The organism is Agrobacterium sp. LY4, from assembly GCF_001526585.1.
GTDB lineage: Bacteria > Pseudomonadota > Alphaproteobacteria > Rhizobiales > Rhizobiaceae > Agrobacterium > Agrobacterium leguminum.
Genome location: NZ_ASYA01000001.1, coordinates 706,720 through 729,762, shown reverse-complemented (window position 1 = coordinate 729,762; position 23,043 = coordinate 706,720). Strand labels below are relative to the sequence as shown.

General features: G+C 61.5%; 22 protein-coding genes and 1 pseudogene. 12 read left to right on the top strand and 11 right to left on the bottom strand.

Annotated features, from left to right (window positions below):
• The first annotated feature begins 1 nt into the window (after position 1).
• The 3 genes from L904_RS03570 to dxs all read left to right on the top strand — a co-directional run bounded on the left by L904_RS03570 (position 2) and on the right by dxs (position 3,499).
• Positions 2 to 256, top strand: a complete 255-nt coding sequence (locus tag L904_RS03570) for an exodeoxyribonuclease VII small subunit (RefSeq protein WP_003503059.1) — start codon at positions 2 to 4, stop codon at positions 254 to 256.
• A gap of 300 nt (positions 257 to 556) precedes the next feature.
• Positions 557 to 1,480: a pirin family protein gene (locus L904_RS03565; RefSeq protein ID WP_035261792.1), complete on the top strand. Its 924-nt coding sequence runs from the start codon at positions 557 to 559 to the stop codon at positions 1,478 to 1,480.
• Positions 1,481 to 1,579: 99 nt separating this feature from the next.
• On the top strand, positions 1,580 to 3,499 hold the full coding sequence (gene dxs / locus L904_RS03560; protein WP_031233394.1) for a 1-deoxy-D-xylulose-5-phosphate synthase: 1,920 nt from the start codon (positions 1,580 to 1,582) through the stop codon (positions 3,497 to 3,499).
• A gap of 42 nt (positions 3,500 to 3,541) precedes the next feature.
• Here dxs and L904_RS03555 read toward each other — a convergent pair whose 3' ends face one another.
• Positions 3,542 to 3,904 (bottom strand): nuclear transport factor 2 family protein, encoded by a 363-nt coding sequence (locus L904_RS03555; protein WP_020808806.1) that lies wholly within the window; start codon positions 3,902 to 3,904, stop codon positions 3,542 to 3,544.
• Between the two features lie 107 nt (positions 3,905 to 4,011).
• Here L904_RS03555 and L904_RS03550 point away from each other — a divergent pair, with 107 nt between their 5' ends.
• Both L904_RS03550 and L904_RS03545 read left to right on the top strand, forming a co-directional pair.
• Entirely contained in the window at positions 4,012 to 4,806 is a 795-nt protein-coding gene (locus L904_RS03550) for a helix-turn-helix domain-containing protein (RefSeq protein WP_031233393.1), read from the top strand.
• Positions 4,807 to 4,811: 5 nt separating this feature from the next.
• Complete coding sequence (locus L904_RS03545) at positions 4,812 to 5,120, top strand: putative quinol monooxygenase (RefSeq protein ID WP_020808804.1); 309 nt, start codon at positions 4,812 to 4,814, stop codon at positions 5,118 to 5,120.
• A gap of 44 nt (positions 5,121 to 5,164) precedes the next feature.
• Here the strand turns inward: L904_RS03545 and L904_RS03540 are convergent, their stop codons facing one another.
• On the bottom strand, positions 5,165 to 5,536 hold the full coding sequence (locus tag L904_RS03540; RefSeq protein ID WP_020808803.1) for a nuclear transport factor 2 family protein: 372 nt from the start codon (positions 5,534 to 5,536) through the stop codon (positions 5,165 to 5,167).
• A 75-nt stretch (positions 5,537 to 5,611) separates the two neighbouring features.
• Positions 5,612 to 6,064, bottom strand: coding sequence for an Lrp/AsnC family transcriptional regulator (locus L904_RS03535; RefSeq protein ID WP_031233391.1), 453 nt, complete (start codon positions 6,062 to 6,064; stop codon positions 5,612 to 5,614).
• A 119-nt stretch (positions 6,065 to 6,183) separates the two neighbouring features.
• Between L904_RS03535 and L904_RS03530 the strand changes: the two genes are divergently transcribed.
• On the top strand, positions 6,184 to 7,146 hold the full coding sequence (locus tag L904_RS03530) for a nucleoside recognition domain-containing protein (RefSeq protein ID WP_020808801.1): 963 nt from the start codon (positions 6,184 to 6,186) through the stop codon (positions 7,144 to 7,146).
• Between the two features lie 184 nt (positions 7,147 to 7,330).
• On the opposite strand, the pseudogene L904_RS03525 reads toward L904_RS03530, so the two are convergent.
• Positions 7,331 to 9,351: pseudogene (locus L904_RS03525) on the bottom strand (methyl-accepting chemotaxis protein).
• A 268-nt stretch (positions 9,352 to 9,619) separates the two neighbouring features.
• On the opposite strand from L904_RS03525, the gene L904_RS03520 reads away from it, so the two are divergent.
• Positions 9,620 to 10,372 (top strand): TlyA family RNA methyltransferase, encoded by a 753-nt coding sequence (locus L904_RS03520; protein ID WP_020808799.1) that lies wholly within the window; start codon positions 9,620 to 9,622, stop codon positions 10,370 to 10,372.
• On the top strand, positions 10,369 to 11,619 hold the full coding sequence (locus L904_RS03515) for a class I SAM-dependent RNA methyltransferase (RefSeq protein ID WP_035259586.1): 1,251 nt from the start codon (positions 10,369 to 10,371) through the stop codon (positions 11,617 to 11,619). The genes L904_RS03520 and L904_RS03515 overlap by 4 nt, the downstream gene beginning before the upstream one ends.
• Here the strand turns inward: L904_RS03515 and L904_RS03510 are convergent, their stop codons facing one another.
• The 3 genes from L904_RS03510 to L904_RS03500 all read right to left on the bottom strand — a co-directional run bounded on the left by L904_RS03510 (position 11,620) and on the right by L904_RS03500 (position 14,586).
• Complete coding sequence (locus L904_RS03510) at positions 11,620 to 11,943, bottom strand: hypothetical protein (RefSeq protein WP_003521066.1); 324 nt, start codon at positions 11,941 to 11,943, stop codon at positions 11,620 to 11,622.
• 89 nt (positions 11,944 to 12,032) lie between these two features.
• A complete protein-coding gene (locus tag L904_RS03505) occupies positions 12,033 to 12,791 on the bottom strand; it encodes a crotonase/enoyl-CoA hydratase family protein (RefSeq protein ID WP_020808797.1) in 759 nt (252 codons plus the stop codon).
• Positions 12,792 to 12,801: 10 nt separating this feature from the next.
• Positions 12,802 to 14,586: an acyl-CoA dehydrogenase gene (locus L904_RS03500; protein ID WP_020808796.1), complete on the bottom strand. Its 1,785-nt coding sequence runs from the start codon at positions 14,584 to 14,586 to the stop codon at positions 12,802 to 12,804.
• A 220-nt stretch (positions 14,587 to 14,806) separates the two neighbouring features.
• Between L904_RS03500 and L904_RS03495 the strand changes: the two genes are divergently transcribed.
• Complete coding sequence (locus L904_RS03495; protein ID WP_020808795.1) at positions 14,807 to 15,802, top strand: transporter; 996 nt, start codon at positions 14,807 to 14,809, stop codon at positions 15,800 to 15,802.
• A gap of 55 nt (positions 15,803 to 15,857) precedes the next feature.
• Here the strand turns inward: L904_RS03495 and L904_RS03490 are convergent, their stop codons facing one another.
• The 4 genes from L904_RS03490 to L904_RS03475 all read right to left on the bottom strand — a co-directional run bounded on the left by L904_RS03490 (position 15,858) and on the right by L904_RS03475 (position 19,582).
• Positions 15,858 to 16,373 carry a BA14K family protein gene (locus L904_RS03490; RefSeq protein WP_020808794.1) on the bottom strand — a complete coding sequence of 172 codons (516 nt, stop codon included), beginning with the start codon at positions 16,371 to 16,373 and terminating at the stop codon, positions 15,858 to 15,860.
• A gap of 223 nt (positions 16,374 to 16,596) precedes the next feature.
• On the bottom strand, positions 16,597 to 17,061 hold the full coding sequence (locus L904_RS03485) for a BA14K family protein (RefSeq protein ID WP_020808793.1): 465 nt from the start codon (positions 17,059 to 17,061) through the stop codon (positions 16,597 to 16,599).
• A 186-nt stretch (positions 17,062 to 17,247) separates the two neighbouring features.
• Positions 17,248 to 18,330, bottom strand: a complete 1,083-nt coding sequence (locus L904_RS03480; protein ID WP_020808792.1) for a hybrid-cluster NAD(P)-dependent oxidoreductase — start codon at positions 18,328 to 18,330, stop codon at positions 17,248 to 17,250.
• A 7-nt stretch (positions 18,331 to 18,337) separates the two neighbouring features.
• Positions 18,338 to 19,582: an aromatic ring-hydroxylating dioxygenase subunit alpha gene (locus tag L904_RS03475; protein ID WP_031233390.1), complete on the bottom strand. Its 1,245-nt coding sequence runs from the start codon at positions 19,580 to 19,582 to the stop codon at positions 18,338 to 18,340.
• A gap of 332 nt (positions 19,583 to 19,914) precedes the next feature.
• On the opposite strand from L904_RS03475, the gene L904_RS03470 reads away from it, so the two are divergent.
• Genes L904_RS03470 through L904_RS03460 form a run of 3 tightly spaced genes read left to right on the top strand, consistent with a single transcriptional unit; the run spans position 19,915 to position 23,038 of the window.
• A complete protein-coding gene (locus L904_RS03470) occupies positions 19,915 to 20,523 on the top strand; it encodes a DUF6656 family protein (RefSeq protein ID WP_035262032.1) in 609 nt (202 codons plus the stop codon).
• A gap of 53 nt (positions 20,524 to 20,576) precedes the next feature.
• Positions 20,577 to 21,554, top strand: coding sequence for an L-threonylcarbamoyladenylate synthase (locus L904_RS03465; protein WP_003521056.1), 978 nt, complete (start codon positions 20,577 to 20,579; stop codon positions 21,552 to 21,554).
• 50 nt (positions 21,555 to 21,604) lie between these two features.
• Positions 21,605 to 23,038, top strand: a complete 1,434-nt coding sequence (locus tag L904_RS03460) for an FAD-binding oxidoreductase (protein ID WP_020810754.1) — start codon at positions 21,605 to 21,607, stop codon at positions 23,036 to 23,038.
• Positions 23,039 to 23,043: the final 5 nt, after the last annotated feature.

Below are 23,043 nucleotides of genomic sequence, written 5' to 3'. Positions count from 1 at the left end.
CATGACGGAAAATGCCAACACAGCCGATGTCAGCGGTTATTCCTTCGAAAAGGCCGTCGCCGAGCTGGAAAGCATTGTCGCACGCCTGGAACGCGGAGACGTGGCGCTGGACGAATCAATCGCCATCTATGAGCGCGGCGAAGCCCTGAAGAAACACTGCGAGACGCTGTTGAACGCTGCCGAAAAGCGAATCGAGAAAATCCGTCTCGATCGTGCGGGCAAGCCGCAGGGTGTGGAGCCGCTGGACGGGGAATGACTGCGTTTAGCGGGAGCGTTTGGACGTGATTCGATAAGGTAGCCACCTGCCGATTCAAACACTCGACGTCATCCTTGGGGCTTGTCTCGAGGATTTGCAATGCATCGATTTTATTGACGTCTTTAGACCCTCGGGGCAAGCCCGAGGATGACGAAGGAGAGGTTTGAAAACTTTCCACGGCCGCAAGGTGTTCTCACAATGTCGTGTTAACAAGGATCGTTGACGCTGCGTTCGATATCGCGATGCTCCCCTCCCCCTCGGTTATGCTAAACTCCCGCCAGACGATACGAGGAGCTTGCGATGTCCTTCTTCCCCGGTAACGATCCCGTCGCGGGTGATGCTTTTGCCTGCGACGCCATCGAGAACCTCATCATTCCCCGCACGAGCGACATTGGCGGCTTTGCCGTGCGCCGCGCGCTGCCGACCCGGCAGCGGCGGCTTGTGGGGCCGTTCATCTTCTTCGACCGCATGGGCCCGGCGATCCTGAAGGCCGGTGAGGCGCTCGACGTCAAACCGCATCCCCATATTGGGCTTTCCACCGTCACCTATCTGTTCGACGGCGAAATCAAGCATCGCGACAGTCTCGGCACCGAGCTTGTCATCCGCCCCGGCGACATCAACCTGATGACGGCCGGGCGGGGCATCGTGCATTCGGAACGCACGCCGGAAAACCTGCGCGGCCACCCGCTTTCCATGTCCGGCCTGCAGACCTGGCTTGCCCTGCCGGACCATATGGAAGAAATCGCCCCCGCCTTTGCCCATACTGCGAAAGAAGACATGCCGCTGATCGATATCAAGGGCGCTACCGGCCGGGTGGTGATCGGCGAATTCGAAGGCCTCACCTCCCCCGTTTCGGCCTTTACCGATACGCTTTATGTCGACCTGACGCTGGAACCGGGGGTGAAATTTCCCTTCTCCGCCGATCATGAGGAACGGGCGATCTATATTCTGTCCGGTTCGCTGGATGTGGCGGGCGATATCTTCGCCGCCGACCAGTTGCTCGTCTTCCGGCCGGGTGACGACATCACGTTGCAGGCCGGCAGCAATGGCTGTCACATCATGATCTTCGGCGGGGCGGCGCTCAATCAGCGCCGCTACATCTGGTGGAACTTCGTTTCGTCATCAAAAGAACGCATAGAGCAGGCCAAACAGGAGTGGAGAACCGGACGCTTCGATATCGTTCCCGGCGACGAAGAAGAGTTTGTCCCTTTGCCGGAAGGTTGAAATTCTATAGAAGTGTACGACATGCAGGAATGGACCGTCGGCTTTCACCATGAAAGACGCTCCGGTGCCCCCTGCTGACCACGAGAAAAGGCCGAACGATTGACCGGAATGCCCCAGACCCCACTGCTCGACCGGGTGAATTTCCCCTCCGATCTTAAGGAGATCGACGATCGCGACCTGCCGGAACTGGCACGGGAACTGCGCGACGAGATGATCGACGCGGTGTCGAAGACCGGTGGCCATCTGGGTGCCGGCCTTGGCGTGGTGGAATTGACGATTGCCATTCACAAGGTCTTCAACACGCCCGAAGACCGGCTGATCTTCGATGTCGGCCACCAATGTTATCCGCACAAGATCCTCACCGGCCGTCGTGACCGCATTCGCACGCTGCGGCAGGAAGGCGGGCTTTCCGGTTTCACGCGTCGTGCGGAAAGCGACTATGACGATTTCGGCGCCGGCCATTCCTCCACCTCCATTTCCGCCGGTCTCGGCATGGCCGTGGCGGCGGGTCTTGATGGCAGCGACCGCAAGGTCGTAGCCATCATTGGCGACGGCTCGATGTCGGCGGGCATGGCGTTCGAAGCGCTCAACAATGCCGGCGCGCTCGATGCGCGGCTGATCGTCATCCTCAATGACAACGATATGTCGATTGCGCCGCCGACGGGGGCGATGAGCGCCTATCTCGCACGCCTCGCCTCCGGCCGCACCTATATGGGCTTCCGCGATTTCGGCAAGAAACTGACGGCCTATCTCGGCAAGACCATCGACCGCGCCATTACCCGCGCCGTGACCCATGCGCGCGGTTACGTGACCGGCGGCACGCTGTTCGAGGAGCTTGGTTTCTACCACATTGGCCCGATCGACGGTCATTCCTTCGATCACCTGCTGCCGGTGCTGCGCAATGTGCGCGACAACCAGAAAGGCCCTGTTCTCATCCATGTGGTGACGCAGAAGGGCAAGGGTTATGCACCGGCGGAAGCGGCGGCCGACAAATATCACGGCGTCAACAAGTTCGACGTCATCACCGGCGCGCAGGCGAAAGCCAAGCCGAATGCGCCGAGCTATACCAGCGTCTTTGCCGAAGCCCTGATCCAGGAAGCCACCCTCGACGACAAGATCATCGGCGTCACCGCCGCCATGCCGAACGGCACGGGCCTCGACAAGATGGCCGAGCTTTTCCCGACCCGCACCTTCGATGTCGGCATTGCCGAACAGCATGCCGTCACCTTCGCGGCCGGGCTTGCGGCGGACGGTTACAAGCCGTTCTGCGCGCTTTATTCCACCTTCCTGCAACGCGGTTACGACCAGCTGGTGCATGATGTGGCCATCCAGAGCCTGCCGGTACGTTTCCCCATCGACCGCGCCGGTTTTGTCGGCGCGGATGGGCCGACCCATGCCGGCTCTTTCGATACGACCTTCCTCGCCACCCTGCCCGGCATGGTGGTGATGGCGGCGGCCGACGAGGCCGAGCTGAAACATATGGTCCGCACGGCGGCAGCCTATGATGAAGGCCCGATTTCCTTCCGTTACCCGCGCGGTGAAGGCGTGGGCGTCGAGATGCCCGCACGCGGTGAGATTCTTGAGATCGGCAAGGGCCGTATCATCAAGGAAGGCAGCAAGGTTGCGCTGCTCTCCTTCGGCACCCGGCTGGCGGAATGCCTTGCAGCCGCCGAAGACCTTGAAGCGGCCGGCCTTTCCACGACGGTCGCCGATGCGCGCTTCGCCAAGCCGCTCGATCTCGACCTTATCCGCCAGCTGGCCAGCCATCACGAGGTGCTGGTGACCATCGAAGAAGGCTCCGTTGGCGGTTTCGGCGCGCATGTGCTGCATTTCATGGCGAGCGCCGGCCTGCTCGACCATGGCCCCAAGGTCCGGACGCTGACCCTGCCAGACCAGTGGGTGGAGCAGGCCAAGCCCGAGACCATGTATGCCAATGCCGGCCTCGACCGTGCCGGCATCGTTTCCACCGTGTTCAACGCGCTCGGCCAGCGTCAGGCCGGCGTCGGTTTCGTAGGCTGACAAGATTGCCGGGACAGGAGGTGGGACTATCCCGCCTCTTTCTCAGGATGCGGCGCCATCGAGAAAACCGACGACATTTTCGATCCGCCCCTCGGCATTCAGGCTGACGACATCGGTTCCGCCAGCGACATCATCCCCATCAGGCGAAATGAGACGCCATGAGAAACGGGTGAAGTTGCCGTGGCCATCCGGGGTGCCTGTGAGCACGAAACGATATCCCGGAAATTTCTGCCGCGCCGCCTCGATCATCGCGGCAATCCCCTGCTGCCCCTCGCCCTGCATCAGCGGATCGACGTAGCGCGTATTTTCTGCCCATGCCTGACCGACGAGATGCCTGCGGCGTTCATTGTCCTCTTCGTTCCAAGCTGCGAGATAGGTTTCGGCGATTGCGAGATGCTGCGTCATGATTGCGCTCCTTCTGGTTGACAGCCCAAACATGCCGGGGGTCGGGAAGCGGAACAATTACCTCAGAGGTAATCGCATTGCTGCTCTCTTCTGCTAGGCTGCGGGGCATGACACATCATCGAGAACATGTCGGCCAGGTGCTGAAGGAATGGCGTGCGCGCCGCAGGTTAAGCCAGCTCGATCTGGCGATGGAGGCGGACATATCCGCGCGCCATCTGAGCTTTGTGGAAAGCGGGCGATCATCCCCCAGCCGCGAGATGCTCGCGAAACTGGCCGAGCAGCTTTCCATGCCCGCCCGCGCCGCCAACCGGCTGATGCTGGCGGCGGGTTATGCGCCTGTTCATTCCGAACGGCCGATAGATGCGCCCGATATGGCGGCGGCCCGGCAGGCGGTCGAAACTGTGGTGCACGGACATATGCCCTTCCCCGCCCTTGCCGTTGACCGACACTGGAACGTCGTTCTCGCCAATGGGGCGATCACGTCGCTTCTGGCCGGCGTTTCCGAGGAGCTGCTTCGCCCGCCGCTTAACGCCTTGAGGCTGAGCCTGCATCCGCAGGGCCTGAGTTCGCGCATCGTCAATCTCGCCGAATGGCGTCATCACCTGCTGGAACGTCTGCGCCGTCAGGTCGAAGAGACGGGAGACGAGGTGCTTTCCCGGCTGCATGCGGAGCTTGCCGCCTATCCCGCGCCAAAGGCCTCGCCCCATGCCGCCGGGGCCGACCCTCTGGCCATACCGCTCCAGCTTCGCGATCCATCTTCGGGCGGCATATTGAGCTTCATTTCAACCACCACGGTTTTCGGAACGGCCACAGACGTCACACTGTCCGAACTGGTGCTGGAATGTTTCTACCCCGCCGACGCGGCAACCCGCGAAGCACTGATGCAAGGCACCAAGGAGTAACACCCGTGCACACCACCTATCTCATCGGTTTCCAGGTCCGCCCCGGCCAGCGCGAGCACTTTCTCGAATTGCTGAATGCGCTGCTCGACGCCATGCGGCACGAAAAGACCTTCGTGAACGCAACCCTGCACCGGGATGGCGAAAACGAGAACCGCTTCCTGCTGCACGAGACCTGGAGCGACCATCAGGACGTCATCGACGTTCAGATCCACCGCCCCTATCGGCAGGCATGGCACGATGCCCTGCCCGAGCTTCTGGATGCGCCACGGGATATTTCCGTCTGGCATCCCATGCGGGCGGATCACACCGCATAGCGACATGGACGATGGGAAAGCCGCGCACGCACCCTTTGCACGCGCTAGGATTTTCGCGACAATATCCGCGGTTCGCCGATTTTGAACCAGGCCTTGGCGATCCTGCCGTTCTCAACTTCATAGATGCAGGCAACGTCGACCTCTCCCTTTCCTTCCAGAAAGTTCCGGGTGACCGTTTCATGGTCGATGACGACATTGCCAACGACAATGCGCGTCAGCAGTTTCCCATGTAAATCCGGCTCCTCGAAACGCTCGATGTGACGCTGTCGAATCTCTGCCGCGCTTCCCGCCAGAAGCGTCGCCGGGAAAGCGTAATACTGGCAATCATCCGCCCACCAGAGCATAAAGGCATCGATGTCACGGGCATTATAGGCCTCAAGCTGCTTTTGTACCGGCAGTTCGATTTCACTGTTCAAAACGCACCTCTTCAAAAAACGCCGTGGCGAAATGGCTTCCTAGACGAGTGAATGTCCCGCATTGAAGGGCTCCGGTTAAAGCCTGATGGCCGTTTCCTCTTTCGCCGTCTTGATGACGACCATGGTGACAAAGCGCGCGACATTGTGCTGGTCGCGGAAGAGCCTGTCGCACAGAGCGTCGAATTCTTCCATATCCCGCAGGCGCAGCATCAGCACGACATCGGTTGCGCCGGTGACGGCATAGGCCTGCGACACGGCCTCTTCGACACTCGCAATATCCAGAAAGCGGCGCATATGCTGCTCGCCGTGCAATTTCAGCTCCACCGTCACCAGAGCCTTGATCACCCGTCCCGCCTTTGCGGGGTTGAGGATCGCCACGATGCGGTCGATCACGCCCGACTTGCGCAGCCGCTGCAGGCGGCGCAGGCAACTGGATGGAGACAGCCCGACTTCATCGGCCATATCCACATTGGTGCGCGACGCATCGTTCTGCAAAAGGTTCAGAAGTTTCCGGTCGATCCGATCCATGCCGGCAGCATATCGCCTGCCATTGGATTTGCAATAAAATTGCATGAAGCTGCAATCTTTGACCGAAAATGCGAAGGGTCCGGGATTAGTGAATGGGAACAACCTTCAGGGAGTCTCACATGTCACTTCTCCTGCCCGTCTGGCAAAAAACGCGGGAAACGCTTGCGATCTACTGGGTGCTTGTGCGGATCACGGTTCCCATCGCCATTCTGACCGAGTTGTTGTCGAGGATGGGCGCGATCGAGGCGGTGGCGCCTGCCTTCGCGCCGGTCATGAACCTCGTCGGGCTGCCGCCGGAGCTTGGTCTTGCCTGGCTGACCGCGATGCTGGTCGGCATATGGGGTGCGGTGCCTCTCATCTTCACGCTTGTGCCCGCATCCTCTTTGACCGTTGCGGATATCACCGTTTTTTCGGCGCTCATCCTGTTCGCCCATGGCTTACCCATCGAACAGAAGATCATTGAAAAGGCGGGACCGGGCATGATCGTCACCACGGCGCTGCGCGTCGGCGGCGGATTGCTCTATGCCTTCATGCTGCATCACGTTCTGGAGGCGATGGGATGGCTGTCCGCGCCGGTAAACCCCGCCTGGATTGCGATGAGCGCCACGCCTGAATGGACCGCCTATTTCCTCGGCCTCGGGGAAACCATGGTCTGGATGCTCGTCATCCTCCTGGCACTTTCCCTTTGCCTTGAAATCCTCAGGTTGACGGGCCTACTGGCGCTGATGATGAAAGCGCTCTCGCCCCTGCTGCGTCTTGCGGGCATTCGCGGCGAGGCCGAACATCTCACCGCCATCGGATTGTTTCTCGGCATTTCCTACGGCGCCGGCTTCCTGATCCGCGAGGCGCAATCGGGCACGATCTCGCCGCGTCAGGTGTTTCTGTCCTGCGTGTTCATGGGTTTTGCCCATAGCGTGATCGAGGACACCCTTGTGGTGATGTCGCTTGGCGCGGATGTCTATGGCGTTCTGGCCGGGCGGCTTGTTTTCGCCATTGCCGCGACCGCCGGCATTGCCGCCCTGCTTCACCGCCTGTCGGATGAGCTATTCTTTGCGCGGATGTTCCGACTACAGGGCACATAGAGCATTTCCAGGAAAAGTGGACCCCGGTTTTCCGTCCGGAAATGCGCCAAAACAAAGAGTTAGAGTGTTTTCGCGCTTCGAAGAAAAGCGAAAAAACTCTAAGCGGCGTTTCCCGTCTGAAATGACCGACGCAAAAAGGGGGCCTTTCGGCCCCCAATCCATAAGTTCAATCCGAAAGCCCGGCTCAGAACTCCGTCCAGTCCTGATCCTTGGCAGCCGGCGCTTCGGCCGCACCGCCGAAGGCGCGGGCGAGGCTCTGGCCAAGCGCACGGGCCGGCGAGGCGACAGGCCTTGCGGCTGCGGAGGCCGATTTTACCGGCGCCTTGCGGGCCGGTGCGGCCGGCGCGGGCTGGAAGGCGGGTCTGGCGGAAGACTGGCGCGGCGCGGAATAGCCGCCGGCACTGGCAACGGCAGCGCGTGCGCCATCCATTCTGAACTGGCCGAGCAGGCTGTTCAGCGCTCCCGCTTCGCGGGCCAGCGAATGGCTGGCGGCGGTCTGCTGTTCCACCATGGCGGCATTCTGCTGCGTGCCCTGGTCCATGGTGTTCACGGCCGTGTTGATTTCCTGCAGGCCGGTCGCCTGTTCGCGGGCGGCGACGACGATGGCGCTGACATGGGCATTGATCTCTTCGACTTCCGCAACGATGAGTTCCAGAGCCTTGCCGGTCTCGTCGACCAGATTGACGCCGTTTTCCACCTGCTGGCTGGAAGCGCCGATCAGCGTCTTGATCTCCTTGGCGGCATTGGCGGAACGCTGGGCGAGCTCGCGGACTTCCTGCGCAACCACCGCAAAGCCCTTGCCGGCATCACCGGCGCGGGCGGCTTCCACGCCGGCATTCAACGCCAGAAGATTGGTCTGGAAGGCGATATCGTCGATGACACCGATGATGTTGCCGATTTCGCCCGAAGACTTCTCGATTTCGCGCATGGCGGCAACCGCCTTGCGGACCACGACGCCGGATTTTTCCGCACCGGCGCGAGCGCGCTGGACCAGATTGCCGGCATCTTCCGCGCCGCGGGCGCTATCGCGCACCGTGGTGGTGACCTCTTCCAGGGCTGCGGCGGTTTCCTCGATGGAGGCCGCCTGCTGTTCGGTGCGGCGCGACAGGTCGTCGGCGGCGGAGAGCATTTCCGAGGCACCGGCATTGATCGCGGCTGCGTTCTCACCGACGGTGCGCAACGCCTGCTGGAGTTTTTCGACGGCGCTGTTGAAATTCACGCGAACCGGATCGATGGCGGGCGCAAAAGGCGTCTCGATGCGATAGGAAAGATCGCCATCCGCGAGAGCGGCAAGGCCCTTGCCAAGCTCGGCGCTGGCAAAAGCGCTGGCGGCTTCGTCCTTGGCCTTTTCTTCCTCGTTGCGGCGACGTTCAGCCTCCGTCGCGGAGCGCATGCGGTCGGTCTCGCCGGCAAGGCGGGATTTTTCCAGCCCGGCTTCCTTGAAGACCAGAACGGCCTTCGCCATCTTGCCGACTTCGTCGCCACGATCCGTGGCCGGAACTTCCGTCGTCAGATCGCCATCGGCAAGCCGGCTCATCGCTGCCGTCATGCCGATGATCGGCGTGACGATGGAGCGCGACAGCGCCCAGATGAGGGCGACAGCCAGAAGACCGGCGACAGCGCCGCCACCCAGAAGCGCATATTTCAGGTTCAGTGCGGCTGCCTGCTGTTCTGCCGCGTAAGCGGTGGACAGGCCGTTCAACTGCTCCTTGATCTTGGCGGCGGAGGCACGGAAGCCGTCGAGCTGGCCCTTGGCCTGATTGCGGCCGATCTCGATGATTTCGGAAATCGGCGCTTCGGTCGTCTTGCGTGCGGCGATCTGCGGTTCCGCCAGTTCCTTGAAGAACACGGTTGCGGATTTCTGCATGTCGTCGATGGATGTCAGGATGTCCGGCCGGCCGACGGCCAGCGCGCGGGCTCGTCGAGCTTCTTCAGCATCAGGTCGCGCTGGGCGAATACATCGTTGTAGGTGCTGTCGCTGCGGAACAGCAGGAAGCCGCGCTGATTGACGGCCTGCTCCAGCATGGCTGCCGTCGCGCCATCCACGGCCTGGATAATATCCTTGGTGCGGTTGTTTTCGATCGTGACACGCTCGCTCCCCAGCGTCTGCCAGAATACGACCGCGGAAGCGAGCAGGCACACGCTCATCAAGGCACAGAAGGTGGCTATGAGCTTCAGATTGATGGGGAGGTTTTTAAGCGACATCGCAAACTCTCTCGGCGACCCGATGCCTCGAAGCAAGCGTCTGCGCTGCAACGGCCGCAATTTTGTGGATGGGAGGAGATGCCGTCATGGCAGGTTCCGGTGGCCGCACGGGCCTTGTGCACAAAGTGCAATACAAGCCTTTATATTGGATTAATCGAACATTCTGACTTTGCGGTGCAACATCAATGGGCGACAGCAGGCATCGCCGGTCCCTTTCAGCGATAAATCGCTTGCATCGGCGGGGTTTGGCGGTCATTGACACGGGACCATGTCCAAAACATCTGAAAATGAACGGCTTGACCAGCTTCTCGTGTCGCTCGGCCACTTCGCCAGCCGCTCGCGTGCGCGCGACGCGGTTGCGCGCGGCACCGTGAGCGTCAACGGTAAAACCGTCACCAAACCGAGCCAGACCGTCGCCGGCGATGCCGAAATCGCCATCAGCGATCCGGCGCAGGCCTATGTTTCGCGCGCCGCGCTGAAGCTCGTGGCCGCGCTCGATCATTTCCGGCTCGACCCGTCGGGCCATGACTGTCTCGATGTCGGCGCTTCGACCGGCGGTTTCACCGAGGTGCTGCTGGAGCGCGGCGCAAAACACGTCACCGCCATCGATGTCGGCCACGGGCAGATGCATGCGAGAATCGAGAACGATCCGCGCGTGACCAATCTGGAAGGGCTGAATGCGCGCTTCCTGACGGCGGAAGATATCGATGACCGGCCCATCGGCTTCATCGTCTCCGACGTGTCCTTCATTTCGCTGAAGCTTGCACTTGCCCCGGCACTTGAGCTTGCGGAGCCGGGTGCTCTCGCGGTTCTGCTGGTGAAGCCGCAATTCGAGGCGGGGCGCGACGCCATCAGCAAGGCCGGGCTGTTGAAAGAACCGGAAACGGCGCCTGCCGTGGCTGCCGAACTGGAACGCTGGCTGACCGAGGACATGGGCTGGAAAAGCCTCGGCCTCATTCCCTCGCCGATTTCCGGCGGCGATGGCAACATCGAATTTCTTCTCGGAGGCGAAAAGCCATGAGCACACAGACCGTCACCATCAAGAGCCTCGGCGCGCAGGGCGACGGCATCGCGCACTGTCCCGACGGCCCGGTCTATGTGCCCTTCGCGCTGCCCGGCGAAACGGTCGCGATTGCGAAGGTGAAAGATCACGGCACCGTCATGTCGATAACGGAAGCCTCGGCGGAGCGCCGTGAACCGGCCTGCCGCCATTTCGGCCCCGATGGCAAGAACGGCACCTGCGGCGGCTGTTCGCTGCAGCATCTGGCCGATCAGCCTTACCATGCCTACAAGCGGGAGCTGGTGGTTTCGGCACTGAAATCGAAAGGTCTGACGCCGACGGTCGACGATCTCGTCATCTGTCGCCCCGGCGAGCGCCGCCGCGCGGTGTTCGCCGCCCGCAAGACGGAAAAGGGCCTGCTGCTCGGTTTCAGCCAGGCGAACAGCCATCACATCGTCGCCATCGAGGAATGTCCCGTCACCTCGCCCGGCATCGTCTCGCGGCTGGATGCCATCCGTGCCATCGGGCTTTCCATGGTGGCGAATGCCGAACCGTTCCGCATCACCGTTCTCGAAACGCTCTCGGGTCTCGATATTTCGGTCGAAGGCATCAAGTCGGTCAGTGACAAGCAGCGGCGCACACTCACGGAAACGGTGCTCGCCATGCGCGGCATTGCCCGTGTTTCGCTCTCAGGTGAAATCCTGATCGAACCGCAAAAGCCGATCATCGAATTCGGCGGCGTTGCGGTTTCGCCGCCAGCCGGCAGCTTCACGCAGGCGACGAAACAGGCGGAAGACGCCATGGCCGAGCTGGTTCTTGGCCATATCGGCAAATCCAAGCGCATTGCCGATCTCTTCTGCGGTTCCGGCACCTTCGCGCTGAGGCTCGCACGCATCGGCAAGGTGCATGCGGTGGAAGCGGAAGACAAGCCGCTGAAGGCCCTGGACTTCGCCGCCCGCAACACACAGGGCCTGAAGCCGGTGAGCGTCGAGAAACGCGATCTCTTCCGCCGGCCGCTGATGACAAGCGAACTGAAGAACTACGATGCTGTCGTGTTCGATCCGCCGCGCGCCGGTGCGGAATTCCAGTGCAAGGAACTGGCCCGCAGCACGGTGAAGAAGATCGTTGCGGTGAGCTGCAACCCGCTAACGCTTGCGCGCGATCTTACCATCCTCACGGAAGGCGGCTATCGCATCACCCGCGTCACGCCTGTCGACCAGTTTCTATGGTCGCCGCATGTGGAAGCGGTGGCGACGCTGGAGAAATAATCACCAGGCCGTATCGACCGTGCCGTTACCGACCACGCCCGAGCAGCGGCAGGCGCCGCCCACGCGGCCCCGCTCGATGGGGCAGACATAGGGCCGGCGGCGATTGGCGCTCTCCGGCGGGGTGATGACGCAGACGAAACGGGCGCGGCGCTGGCGGTCGCGATTGCGGCCGGAATAATAATCCGAGCCATCGTCTTCGGTAATGACAGATTGCGCCAGAATGACATTGCCGGCGGAAGCCGCCGGAGGGCGCGTTATCGCCGCCGCTTCGGTGACAGTGGCGGCGCAGAGGAAGACGGACAGGGCGAAAACGACGTGACGCATGCGGGTGGCTTTCGGGCGATGACGTTGCATTATTTAACCCAACCCATATTGCCCGGTTGCTTAACCGCAAGGAATTCCTGCCAGAACGCTTAACGACGCATGAATGCCTCGAAGGCGGCGCGCGCTTCGGCGCTTTGCAGTTGCGCGATGAAATGACGGCCTTCCTCTTCGATGCGGGCGAGAAGATCGTTCGGATTGCCGCGAACCAGATCGCGGGCGATCTTCAGCGCCTGCTGCGGTTTGGCTGCAAGCCGGGTGGCAAGCGCCAGCGTTTCGCTCTCCACATGTTCAGGGGCGACGACTTTCCAGATCATTCCGGCCTGTAACGCCTGTTCAGCAGTAAAACCTTCGCCCATGGCAAGCAGCGCAAAGGCGCGCTGGTGTCCCATGAGTTTCGGCACGAGCAGGCTGGAAGCCGCTTCCGGCACCAGAGCGAGATCCACGAATGGGGTCTTGAACAGGCTGCGGCTGGAGGCGACCGTCAGGTCGCAATGCAGGTTCAGCGTCGTGCCGATGCCGATGGCGAGCCCGTCGACGCCGGATACCATGGGCTTTTCGAAAGCGACGAGCGCTTTCAGAAGCTCGAGCGCGGCAAGCTTGCCCTTTCCGCCCGACATGGCGAAGGCCAGAAAATCGGCCATGTCGTTACCGGCAGAGAAGCAGCCTTCCGTGCCGAGAAAGGCGACGACGCGAATCTCCGGGTCCGTATTGGCAGCGTGGAGGGCATCTGCCATGCGCAGATACATGGCATCGGTGATGGCGTTTTTCTTGTCCGGCCGGTTGAAGCGGATGGTCAAGACTTCCGGCGCATGGCCGACGCGCTCGACGAGAATGTGTTCGTCCGACATCTAAAGCTCCTCAAGCCAATACGGTGCGGGCGGCGGCAAGACTTGCCGCACCGGCGATAACGCGGTCCTTCAACGCTGCCGTTTCCGCCAGCAGATTTTCCGCTGCGAAACGGCAAAGGGCTGCGCGATGCCCGCTCCTGCCATCATCGACGGCGGCCAATGCGCCCTTGGCGAGATAGGCGCCGGTGAGCGCCAGACCGAAAAGGCGCTGATAGGGCGTCGCGCCGGCGAGCGCGGTTTCGGTTTCGCCTGCCTTGATGCGGTCCAGCAGCCAGTCGGTCGCCGTTTCCAGATCGGCGAGGCTCGCTTCGAGATAACGGCCGGTCTCGCCGAGATCGTCGCGGTTCGACGCGGCTGTGCGGGCGGCGATCTCGCGCAGTTCGGCGATGAAACCGCGCACCTGCGCGCCTTCGGAGAGCGGCAGCTTGCGCAGCACCAGATCGATGGCCTGAATGCCGTTGGTGCCTTCATAGATCGGCGCGATACGGGCATCGCGCAGATAACGCGCCGCGCCGGTTTCCTCGATAAAGCCCATGCCGCCATGCACCTGAATGCCCATGGAGGCGACATCGACGCCGGCATCGGTGGAGAAGGATTTGGCGATGGGTGTCAAAAGGGCAGCGCGCTCCTGCCAGTGAGCGCGCTGCCGGGCGTCTTCAGTCGTATGCGCCATATCGATGGCGTGCGCGCAGCTGAAGGAAATCGCCCGCGACCCTTGAGTGAGCGCCTTCATCGTCAGAAGCGTTCTGGCGATATCCGGGTGCTCGATAATCGGGCTCATGCCGGAACCCTGCCAGCCGGGCGCCTTGCCCTGCGTGCGCTCCCTGGCATATTCGATGGCCTTCTGGGTCGCCGCTTCGCAGATCGCCACGCCCTGCATGCCAACGGCAAGGCGGGCGTTGTTCATCATGGTGAACATGCAGGCGAGACCCTTGTTCTCCTCGCCGACCAGCCAACCGAGAGCGCCCTTCCCTTCTCCGAATTTGCCGTCACCGAAAATCATCGTGCAGGTGGGCGAGCCGTGAATGCCGAGCTTGTGTTCCAGCGAATGGCAGAACAGATCGTTGCGGCTGCCCGGCGCGCCGTTCTCATCGGGCAGGAACTTCGGCACGAGGAACAGCGAGATGCCACGCGTGCCGGCCGGCGCATCCGGCAGGCGGGCGAGAACGAGGTGGATGATATTGTCCGCCGCGTCGTGTTCACCCCAGGTGATGAAAATCTTCTGCCCGAAGATGCGGTAAGTGCCGTCGCCATTGCGCTCCGCCCGGGTCTTCAGGACGCCGAGATCCGAACCCGCATGCGGCTCGGTAAGGTTCATCGTGCCGGTCCATTCGCCGGAGACGAGTTTCGGCAGATAGGTGCGCTTGAGGTCATCGCTGCCGTGGGCGACAAGGGCTTCCACCGCGCCCATGGTCAGCGTCGGGGCCAGCGCAAAGGCCATGGAGCCGGAATTCCACATTTCGAGTGCGGCGACATTCAGCATATGCGGCAGGTTCTGGCCGCCGAATTCTTCCGGCGCCGTCAGGCTGTTCCAGCCCGCTTCCGCCCAGCGGCGGTAAAGATCGGCCCAGCCATCCGGTGTCGTCACCTTGCCGTCGGCAAGCTTTGCGCCCTGGCGGTCGCCGATGTCGGCGAGCGGCGCGACCTCTGCGGTGGCGAAACGGCCGGCTTCGTGCAGAATGGCATCGACCAGATCTTCCCCAAGGTCTCCCAGCGCACCCGTCGACAGCGCGTCTTCAAGACCCGCTACATGTTTGAGTGTAAAGGCGATATCGTCCACCGGCGCGCTATACATGCTGCCTCCTCCCGAAGCTCTGGCATCTTGCTACTGCCTTCGGGCTAAATGATTTTTACGTAAACGTCAATTTGAAAATTCCCGTCATTTCGGCAGGATTGTTATAAAACTGTCATATGAATTTGCTCAGCATGCGCTGAAAGGCGCCTCGCCGCCGCCGCTCCCACACCGGAACGACGGACGCCTCCCCCCTCCCATCCAGCCGGTCAGGACTGCCACGATGGATCTCGTAACACCCGTTATTCCCGGCCTTGTCTGGGCCTATCAATTTCATCCCGGTACAGCCCCGTGCCGGCGGCTCGCGCCCGATGCCGGCTTTCACGAAATGGCAGAGTGCGAAGGGTTCTTCTGGCTGCACCTCAACCTCGCCGATCAGCGTGTGGCAGGTTTTCTCGAGACCATCGACGGTCTCGACCCGGCGGCGCGGGCAAGCCTCACCACCCATGAGACGCATCCGTCCATCGTGGTCGATGAAAAATCGCTCTATGGCACATTGGTCGATTTCCAGCGGGAATTCGACAAGGAAACGCGCGATTTCGGCTGGCTGCATTTTGCGGTGAGCGACCGTTTTATCATCACGACCCGCCTGCAGCCGCTGCATTCGGTGGACCGGCTGAAAGCGGCGGTCGACAAGAATTCCAACCGTTACCTCACGCCATCGCATGTGTTCGAGGGGCTGGTGGCGGAGTTCCAGCGCTCGCTCATCAATCTGGTGATGGAGACGACAGAAGAGCTGAACGCCATCGAGGATATGGTCTATGACAGCGAGAACCGTGACGAGCGGCGGCGTCTTGCCCCGCTGCGCCGCACCGTGGTTCGCCTGCACCGGCATCTGCGCACCGTGTTGACCCTGATGCGGCGGGCTTCGGCCGCCGATGATGACGAGATGCCGGACGGTTTCGAGGATGTCGCCTCACGCCTGATGGCCCGTCTGGAAGCTGTCGACCACGACGTCTATGCCCTGCAGGAGCGGGCAAGGCTGCTGCATGAAGAAATCGATTCCAAACTTTCATCCGAAACCAACCGGCATCTTTATATCCTGTCGCTGATGACGGCATTCCTGCTGCCGCCCTCGCTGGTCACCGGCTTCTTCGGCATGAATACGGATGAGCTGCCGTTTACCGTCGGCACGGGCGGCACGCTGTCGGCCAGCATCTTCATCATGATTTCGGTTGCGCTCGCCTGGTTCGTGCTGAAGCGCGCACGGATCTTGTGACAGCAAAAAGCCGCCCGGTGGCGACCGGACGGCTCTCTCGATTGAAGCGGCTCTATCAGCCGTAGGGCGAATAGCAGGGCTGGCGCGGGCCGTGATACGGCTGGAACGTGTTGCTATAGGCATCGTAGGAACGATAGCGGCCATAGCACCAGTTCACATGCGCGCGGCTCATGCCGCCACGATAGACCGGGCGATATTCGCGATAGACCGGGCGCGGACGATATTCCGGTACCGGGCGGTAAACTTCACGCGGCTGCGAGAGTGCGCCGCCGATGATCGCGCCCGTCGCAAAGGCTGCGAGCGGGAACCAGTAACCGTCATGGTGACGATAGCCCGGACGGTAATCGCGATAACCACGGTGGCCGCGATACCAGCCGCGACGATCGCCCCAGCCGTCGCGATCACGCCAATATTGCACGTTCACGATATTCTTGCTGGCATCGTTGCCTGCGGTCTCAACGCTCTTCGGCGCGATCGGCAAAGGCATTGCTGCTTCCGCCGGAACAATCGCTCCCGCAACCACAATCGCAGAAAGACCGACAGCCAGGATATTCTTCATATAGCTTCTCATCTGACTTCCTCCATTCACGACGGTCAACAGGCCGTTCTCCGTGAATAATAACACTTTTTTATTCTCATTCGGCCAGTTTTTCGGTCTGGCTGGAACATTGCAGGTTGCAGGCTAGGCGTTTTCGCCTGAACCCAGCATTAACGATCCCATCACGCTTCGTTTACCCGATCCGGCAGCCGGAAAGCAAAAGCCCGGATCAAAATCCGGGCTTTCGAAAGTCCTGTCAGCGGCTGTAAGGCGATACGCATATGCGGCGCGGACCGCTGCTCGGCTGATAGCTGTTGTCGTAAGCGCGGTAGGACCGCCAGCGGTTCTGGCACCAGGAAACATGGCTGCCGCCATAGGTCGGACGCGGCTGCTGCATGGCACCGCCGATGATCGCACCGGCCGCAAAGGCAGCGAGCGGGAACCAGTAACCATTGTGATAACGGTAACCCGGACGACGATCGCGATAGCCGCGGTGACCGTTATAATAGCCGTCACGCGGGGGGCGCGGGCGATACATGCGGTCGCCATGCCGGCGGTCGTATCGGCGGTCCCATTCACGGTACTGCACCGGCACGACATTGTCGGTCGAAACCGCCGGCTTGGGCATCGGCACAGGGGCCTGGAACGCCTGCGACGGCGTAAAGCTGGTGAGGAACACGATCATCGCCGTGGCGACACTCGTTGTCCGGAAATTCATCATGATCTTCCTCCGTTTGCTTCAGCGCGTTGGACCCGCGCCTTTTCACCCACTCGCTCTTGTCGGAGATATGGGACAGCCCCGTTTCATGCCCGAAAAGAATTCGATGACGTGCAAACGAGTTTAGAGAAATTTGGTTCCAAGACAACCATCCGGTGAAAGACCGATAAAATGAAACGCCTGCTCGTGTCAGGCTTCCACCTTTACATCGGTCAACGGGCGTGAGCAGCAGGCGAGAATATAGCCTTCCTCGATTTCCTCATCGAGAATGCCGCCATTGTGGTTCATCTCCACCTCACCGGAAAGCTTCAGCACCCGGCAGGTGCCGCAAATCCCCGATTCGCAGGCCGCCCCGATACGGACCCCGGCGGCGCGCGCCGTCATCAGAACCGTCTGGCCGGGCTGGCAGGGCATTTCTTTACCGGAAAGGGTGAAACCCACCATAGACAGCGCTTCGCCATCCGCACCGGTAAGCACGGCTTCACCGACGGTGACCGGCGCGGCCGGCGCGAAGCTTTCCTGATGATAGCGGCTCATGTCGAAGCCGGAGGCATCGAGCATCGAGCGGACGGCGGCCATGAACGGCTCCGGCCCGCAGCAGAAGACGGTGCGCTCCATGAAATCATGCGCGAGCAGCGCGATCTTGGCCTTGTCGACCATGCCCTTCAGCCCGGACCACAGATCGGTGCGGCCGCATTTCTCGACAATGAAGCCGAGAGACAGGTTCGGCATGAAGCGGGCGAGATATTCCAGCTCGTGACGGAAGACGATATCGCCGGGGGTACGCGAACAATTGATGAAGGCAATATCGCTCTGCGGGGCGCGGTCGCTCATGTCGCGCACCATCGACATCATCGGCGTAACGCCGGAGCCTGCCGAGATGAACAAATATTTGTCGCCGGGATGCTTGACGTAGGAAAAGTCACCGAGCGGCCCGAGCGCCCGGATTTTCATGCCGGGCTTCAGATTGTCGAACATCCAGCGCGTGCCGATGCTGTTGGCCTGCGCCTTGACCGTGACCGACAGCGCATAGGGCCGCGACGGGCTGGAGGACAATGTGTAGGTGCGGTAAAGCGGCTCCTTGCCCACCGGCAGTTCCAGCGTGACGAACTGCCCCGGCAGATAACGGAACCAGTTCTGATCCTCCGAGCGGAACAGGAACGTCATCACATCAGGCGTCTCGGGCGTCACCGAGATGCACTCCAGAAGCTGGAGCTTGTCGCTCCATGGCTTCATCTCGTCAATATGCTTATAGGTCACAACCATATTCATCTTCGCATCACGCTACAGCCGAAAGCCGGGCCTTATCGCCGGAGAGCCGGTCGACCATGAAATCGGAGTACCAGTTGACGAACTGCATCACGCCGCCCTCATCCTCCATGGAATAGGGGCCGGGCTCGTAGGCCGGGGAACGAATGCCGAAGGCATTTTCCTCGACAATGCGGCGGTCCTGGTCGTTGGTCTCGTTCCAGACGTGGGTGAGGTCCTCGAGATCGTAATCCACACCTTCGACGGCATCCTTGTGCACCAGCCATTTGGTGGTGACCATGGTTTCCGTGGCGCTGAGCGGCAGCACCCGGAAGGAAATGGTGTGGTCGCCGAGGAAGTGGTTCCAGGTCGTCGGGTAATGGAACAGGAGCAGCGCGCCGATATGGCTGATGCTGACATCGTCTGACAGCGGCCGGCGCACGGCGCGCTTGCCGGACATGGTGTAGCTTTCCGCCTCGCCGATCAGCGGCATGCGGGCGACACGGAACTGGCCCTTGGGGTCGATCTTGAAACGGCTCGGCAGGCCGGCGGCCTCGCAGCGCGCCCAGTGGCCGCCGATCTCGGGATCGCTCGCACCGCCGTCCGTTCCCGTCACGCTCGGGTTTTCGGGATAGGTGCGGCAGAGTTCCGGGTGGTTGGCGGCGCAATGGTAGCACTCGCGGTTATTTTCCCAGACGAGCTTCCAGTTGCCCTTTTCGATGATCGTGCTCTCATGCGCGACCTTCGCTTCCCAGATGCGGTGCGGCGCCATGTAGCTCTCGACTTCCCTGCGCATGGGCTCGAAATCGGCCGGCTGATCGGCAAGGCAGATGAAGACGTAACCGGCGACGGTTTCGCAGGCGACCGGCTTCAGGCCGAAATCGCCCTTGTCAAACTCTTCTCCCATGTGACGTGCAAAAAGCAGCTTGCCGTCGAGATCGTAGGTCCACTGGTGATAGGGACAGACGAGGCGGGCCGACTGGCCCTTCTGCGTGGTGCAAACGCGGGAGCCGCGATGGCGGCAGGAATTGTGGAAGGCGCGGATCTGCCCGTCGCGACCGCGAACGATGACCACGGAATAGGCCCCGACCTGCACGGTGAAATAGCTGCCGGATTTCGACACTTCGCAATCATGGCCGACAAACAGCCAGTCGCGATACCAGATGGTTTCCATATCCAGCTTGAAATAATCCGGGTCCGTGTAGAAGGGCTGTTCCAGGCTGAAGCCTTCGCGGCGGTTTTTCAGCTGGCGCAATACGGTATCACGCAATTCCATGGCCAAATCCTCGATCAAACCGCCCTGCCCGACACCATTTGCGGGGTTGCGGAAGCATGTACTCATCTAAACACCGGCGCTCATTTGCGGCAGCACAAACAGCGACATTACCTTCCGCATTGGCGACAAATTGCGACATGCGCAATTCGCCCTCTCAGCCCATTCCGCTGGGAAATCCGACAGCTATTCAATGACGGAAATGACGTCGCAATATGACGCATGATGGCGCGCGTCCTGCTCCCCACCCATTAAAAAACGGGGGATGCGGCGCAACGGAGTATTAACGCGCCCTAAATTATCTTGCCGGATCGACAGCAACGAGGGTGTTCCCGGTGGAGAAGGCGACACGCATACGCTATTTCGATGCGAGCAGGCATTCGGTCACACCGATACGCTCGAAGACCGCGCATTCCGATTTTCTGCGGACAGGGCGCATTAGCCGTTATGAAGAACGATGGCTGCCGAAAGAACGCGTCTATTACAGCCATGACGAAGTGGCTGCGCTGACCGGGCGAAAGCTGGAAGCTGCCGCCGATGCCACCCACAGCCGTCTGAACGGCTTTCACCAGTCCATCCGTTTTCCGAAGATGGTTTTTCACCATCTGCTCAATGACCGGCCGCATCTCGGCTATTGTCACGTCACGGCGGCGAAAACCAGCTTCGATGCCGAGCGCCATGTGCTCTGGTCCTTCTATTTCGCGAATTTCTTCGCCGAGCTGAGCGGGGCCGAAAACTTCTTCGAAAATATCGATGCGCGCTATTCGCGCATGTATTTCGCCGTCGCCATCAACGCGCTTCCCGATCAGGAAATCGCCGTCGATACCTCCGTGCATCGCGGCGGCCTGCTGTTCCAGACCCACGATCCGCGGGTGGCGCTGAAAAACGTGCTCATGCTCGGCGCGCGGTCCGAGGAGATGCGCAGGATCATCAAGGCGATATAAAACTTTCCATAAGCCTCTGAAATACGCTATTGACCGCCCTGAAAGGCAGCATCATGGCGCGTCATATCGATATAGACAAAGAGCGGGAAACGGCCCTGCAGGCATCCGTGGCGGAGCTTGCCGCCGGCCAGCCCATCGCCCTGCCGACGGAAACCGTCTATGGCCTTGCCGCCGATGCCACCAATCCGGCGGCGATTACCCGCATTTACGAGACAAAAGGCCGGCCGCAGTTCAACCCCCTGATCTGCCACATGGCCGATATCGCCATGGCCGAACGTTACGCCGTCTTCGACCCCATATCGCTGAAGCTGGCAGAAGCCTTCTGGCCCGGCCCGCTGACGCTGGTGCTGCCGCTGAAACCGGCAAGCGACATTCATTCGCTGGCGACAGCCGGTCTCGATACGGTCGGCATTCGTGTGCCGCAGGGTTTTGCCGGCGATCTGATCCGCCGCTTCGACAGGCCGCTCGCCGCCCCCAGCGCCAATAGTTCCGGCAAGATCAGCCCGACAAGTGCCTCCCATGTGGAGGCGGATCTCGGCCAGAAGATCAATCTCATTCTCGATGGCGGTGCGGCCGCTGTCGGCGTCGAATCCACCATCGTCAAGGTGGAAGAGGATGGCCGGGTGCGGCTGCTTCGTCCCGGCGGCATCGTCACGGCGGATATAGAGCGCATTGCCGGTAAACGGCTCGAACGGCCGAAAAAAGCCGCCGCCGCCATTGAAGCGCCGGGAATGCTGGCCTCGCATTACGCGCCGGGTGCTGCCGTGCGCCTTCACGCCACATCGGTTCTGCCGGGCGAAGCGCTGATCCGCTTCGGCGGCATCGCCATTGCCGGCGAAGAGACGGCGCGCACCGTGCTCGATCTCAGCCCTTCCGGCGATCTTTCCGAGGCCGCCGCCAATCTGTTCGATTATCTGAAAGCCGCCGATGCGAGCGGCGCAGACATGATCGCCATCACCGCCATTCCCACCCATGGTCTCGGAGAGGCGATCAACGACCGCCTTTCCCGCGCCGCCGCGCCGCGAGGCTGACGGCACCCAATCCTTTCGCCCATGTTTCAAAAGACAGCGAGACGCCGCCCATGACGACCACCGCCATCCCCTCCTCCGACATCCTCGACCGCTTCACCGCCATTGTCGGCGAAAAAAACGCGGTCCGCGACCCGGCGGAAATGGCGCCGCGCCTGGTGGAAAATCGCGGGCTTTATCGCGGCGCCTCGCCGCTGCTCATCAAGCCCGGTTCGGTTGAAGAAGTTGCCGCCATCCTGAAGCTCGCCAGCGAGACCGGCACCGCCATCGTGCCGCAGACCGGCAATACCGGCCTCGTGGGCGGCCAGACACCGCGTGCCGAAGGAACGGACATCATCCTGTCGCTGGAGCGCATGAACCGCGTTCGCGATATCGATCCCGTCGCCAATATCATCGTCGCCGATGCCGGCTGCATTCTCGATGACATCCACAAGGCTGCTGATTCCGTGGAGCGGATGTTCCCGCTGTCGCTCGGCTCGCAGGGTTCCTGCCGCATCGGCGGCAATCTCGCCACCAATGCCGGCGGCACGGCGGTGCTCGCCTATGGCAATATGCGCCAGCTCTGCCTTGGGCTGGAAGTGGTGCTGCCGACCGGCGAAATCTGGAACGGGCTGCGCCGGCTGAAAAAGGACAATACGGGTTACGATCTGCGCGATCTCTTCATCGGTTCCGAAGGTACGCTTGGCATCATCACCGGCGCGGTGCTGAAGCTCTTCCCGAAACCGCTCGGCCATCAGGTGGCCTTTGCCGGTCTCAGCTCCACCGAAGACGCGCTGAAGCTGTTCGAGATGGCCTCCAATCTCTGCGGCACGGCGCTGACCGGTTTCGAACTCATGCCGCGAATCGGCGTCGAATTCACCGCCCGGCATATTCCCGGCGTGCGCGATCCCCTGGAACAGCCGCATGACTGGTACGCGCTCATCGATATTTCCACCTCCGACTCGGCCGAAACGGCGGATAGCATGATGCAATCGCTGCTGGAGCGCGGTTTTGAGGCCGGGCTGGTTCAGGATGCGGTGATCGCCGCGTCCGAAGCGCAGCGGCAGGCGCTCTGGCACATGCGCGAAAGCATGTCGGAGGCGCAGAAACCCGAAGGCGGCTCCATCAAGCACGATGTTTCCGTTCCGGTGTCGAAAATACCGGAATTCATGGCGACGGCGGAAAAGGCGGTTCTTGCCGCCATTCCCGGCGCCCGCGTCTGCGCCTTCGGGCATCTGGGCGACGGCAATATTCACTACAATATTTCCCAGCCGGTGGGTGCCGACAAGGCCGAATTCATTGGCCGCTGGCGGGACATGAACGAGATCGTGCATGGCATCGTGCTGTCGCTCGGCGGTTCCATTTCGGCCGAACACGGCATCGGGCAATTGAAGCGCGACGAACTGGCCGCCATCCGCCCCGGCATCGAAATGGAACTGATGCGGCGCATCAAGCACGCTTTCGACCCTGCCGGCATCATGAACCCCGGCAAGGTTCTGGCCGGGTAAAGCGG

What these genes read in the sequence shown, in the direction of transcription:
- L904_RS03485 (WP_020808793.1), bottom strand. Translation starts at nt 17,061, where the DNA reads ATGATGAATTTCCGGACAACGAGTGTCGCCACGGCGATGATCGTGTTC.
- L904_RS03550 (WP_031233393.1), top strand. Translation starts at nt 4,012, where the DNA reads ATGACACATCATCGAGAACATGTCGGCCAGGTGCTGAAGGAATGGCGT.
- L904_RS03495 (WP_020808795.1), top strand. Translation starts at nt 14,807, where the DNA reads ATGGATCTCGTAACACCCGTTATTCCCGGCCTTGTCTGGGCCTATCAA.
- L904_RS03555 (WP_020808806.1), bottom strand. Translation starts at nt 3,904, where the DNA reads ATGACGCAGCATCTCGCAATCGCCGAAACCTATCTCGCAGCTTGGAAC.
- L904_RS03510 (WP_003521066.1), bottom strand. Translation starts at nt 11,943, where the DNA reads ATGCGTCACGTCGTTTTCGCCCTGTCCGTCTTCCTCTGCGCCGCCACT.
- L904_RS03460 (WP_020810754.1), top strand. Translation starts at nt 21,605, where the DNA reads ATGACGACCACCGCCATCCCCTCCTCCGACATCCTCGACCGCTTCACC.
- L904_RS03515 (WP_035259586.1), top strand. Translation starts at nt 10,369, where the DNA reads ATGAGCACACAGACCGTCACCATCAAGAGCCTCGGCGCGCAGGGCGAC.
- L904_RS03500 (WP_020808796.1), bottom strand. Translation starts at nt 14,586, where the DNA reads ATGTATAGCGCGCCGGTGGACGATATCGCCTTTACACTCAAACATGTA.
- L904_RS03520 (WP_020808799.1), top strand. Translation starts at nt 9,620, where the DNA reads ATGTCCAAAACATCTGAAAATGAACGGCTTGACCAGCTTCTCGTGTCG.
- L904_RS03465 (WP_003521056.1), top strand. Translation starts at nt 20,577, where the DNA reads ATGGCGCGTCATATCGATATAGACAAAGAGCGGGAAACGGCCCTGCAG.
- L904_RS03480 (WP_020808792.1), bottom strand. Translation starts at nt 18,330, where the DNA reads ATGAATATGGTTGTGACCTATAAGCATATTGACGAGATGAAGCCATGG.
- L904_RS03490 (WP_020808794.1), bottom strand. Translation starts at nt 16,373, where the DNA reads ATGAGAAGCTATATGAAGAATATCCTGGCTGTCGGTCTTTCTGCGATT.
- L904_RS03565 (WP_035261792.1), top strand. Translation starts at nt 557, where the DNA reads ATGTCCTTCTTCCCCGGTAACGATCCCGTCGCGGGTGATGCTTTTGCC.
- L904_RS03570 (WP_003503059.1), top strand. Translation starts at nt 2, where the DNA reads ATGACGGAAAATGCCAACACAGCCGATGTCAGCGGTTATTCCTTCGAA.
- L904_RS03475 (WP_031233390.1), bottom strand. Translation starts at nt 19,582, where the DNA reads ATGGAATTGCGTGATACCGTATTGCGCCAGCTGAAAAACCGCCGCGAA.
- L904_RS03505 (WP_020808797.1), bottom strand. Translation starts at nt 12,791, where the DNA reads ATGTCGGACGAACACATTCTCGTCGAGCGCGTCGGCCATGCGCCGGAA.
- L904_RS03535 (WP_031233391.1), bottom strand. Translation starts at nt 6,064, where the DNA reads ATGGATCGGATCGACCGGAAACTTCTGAACCTTTTGCAGAACGATGCG.
- L904_RS03530 (WP_020808801.1), top strand. Translation starts at nt 6,184, where the DNA reads ATGTCACTTCTCCTGCCCGTCTGGCAAAAAACGCGGGAAACGCTTGCG.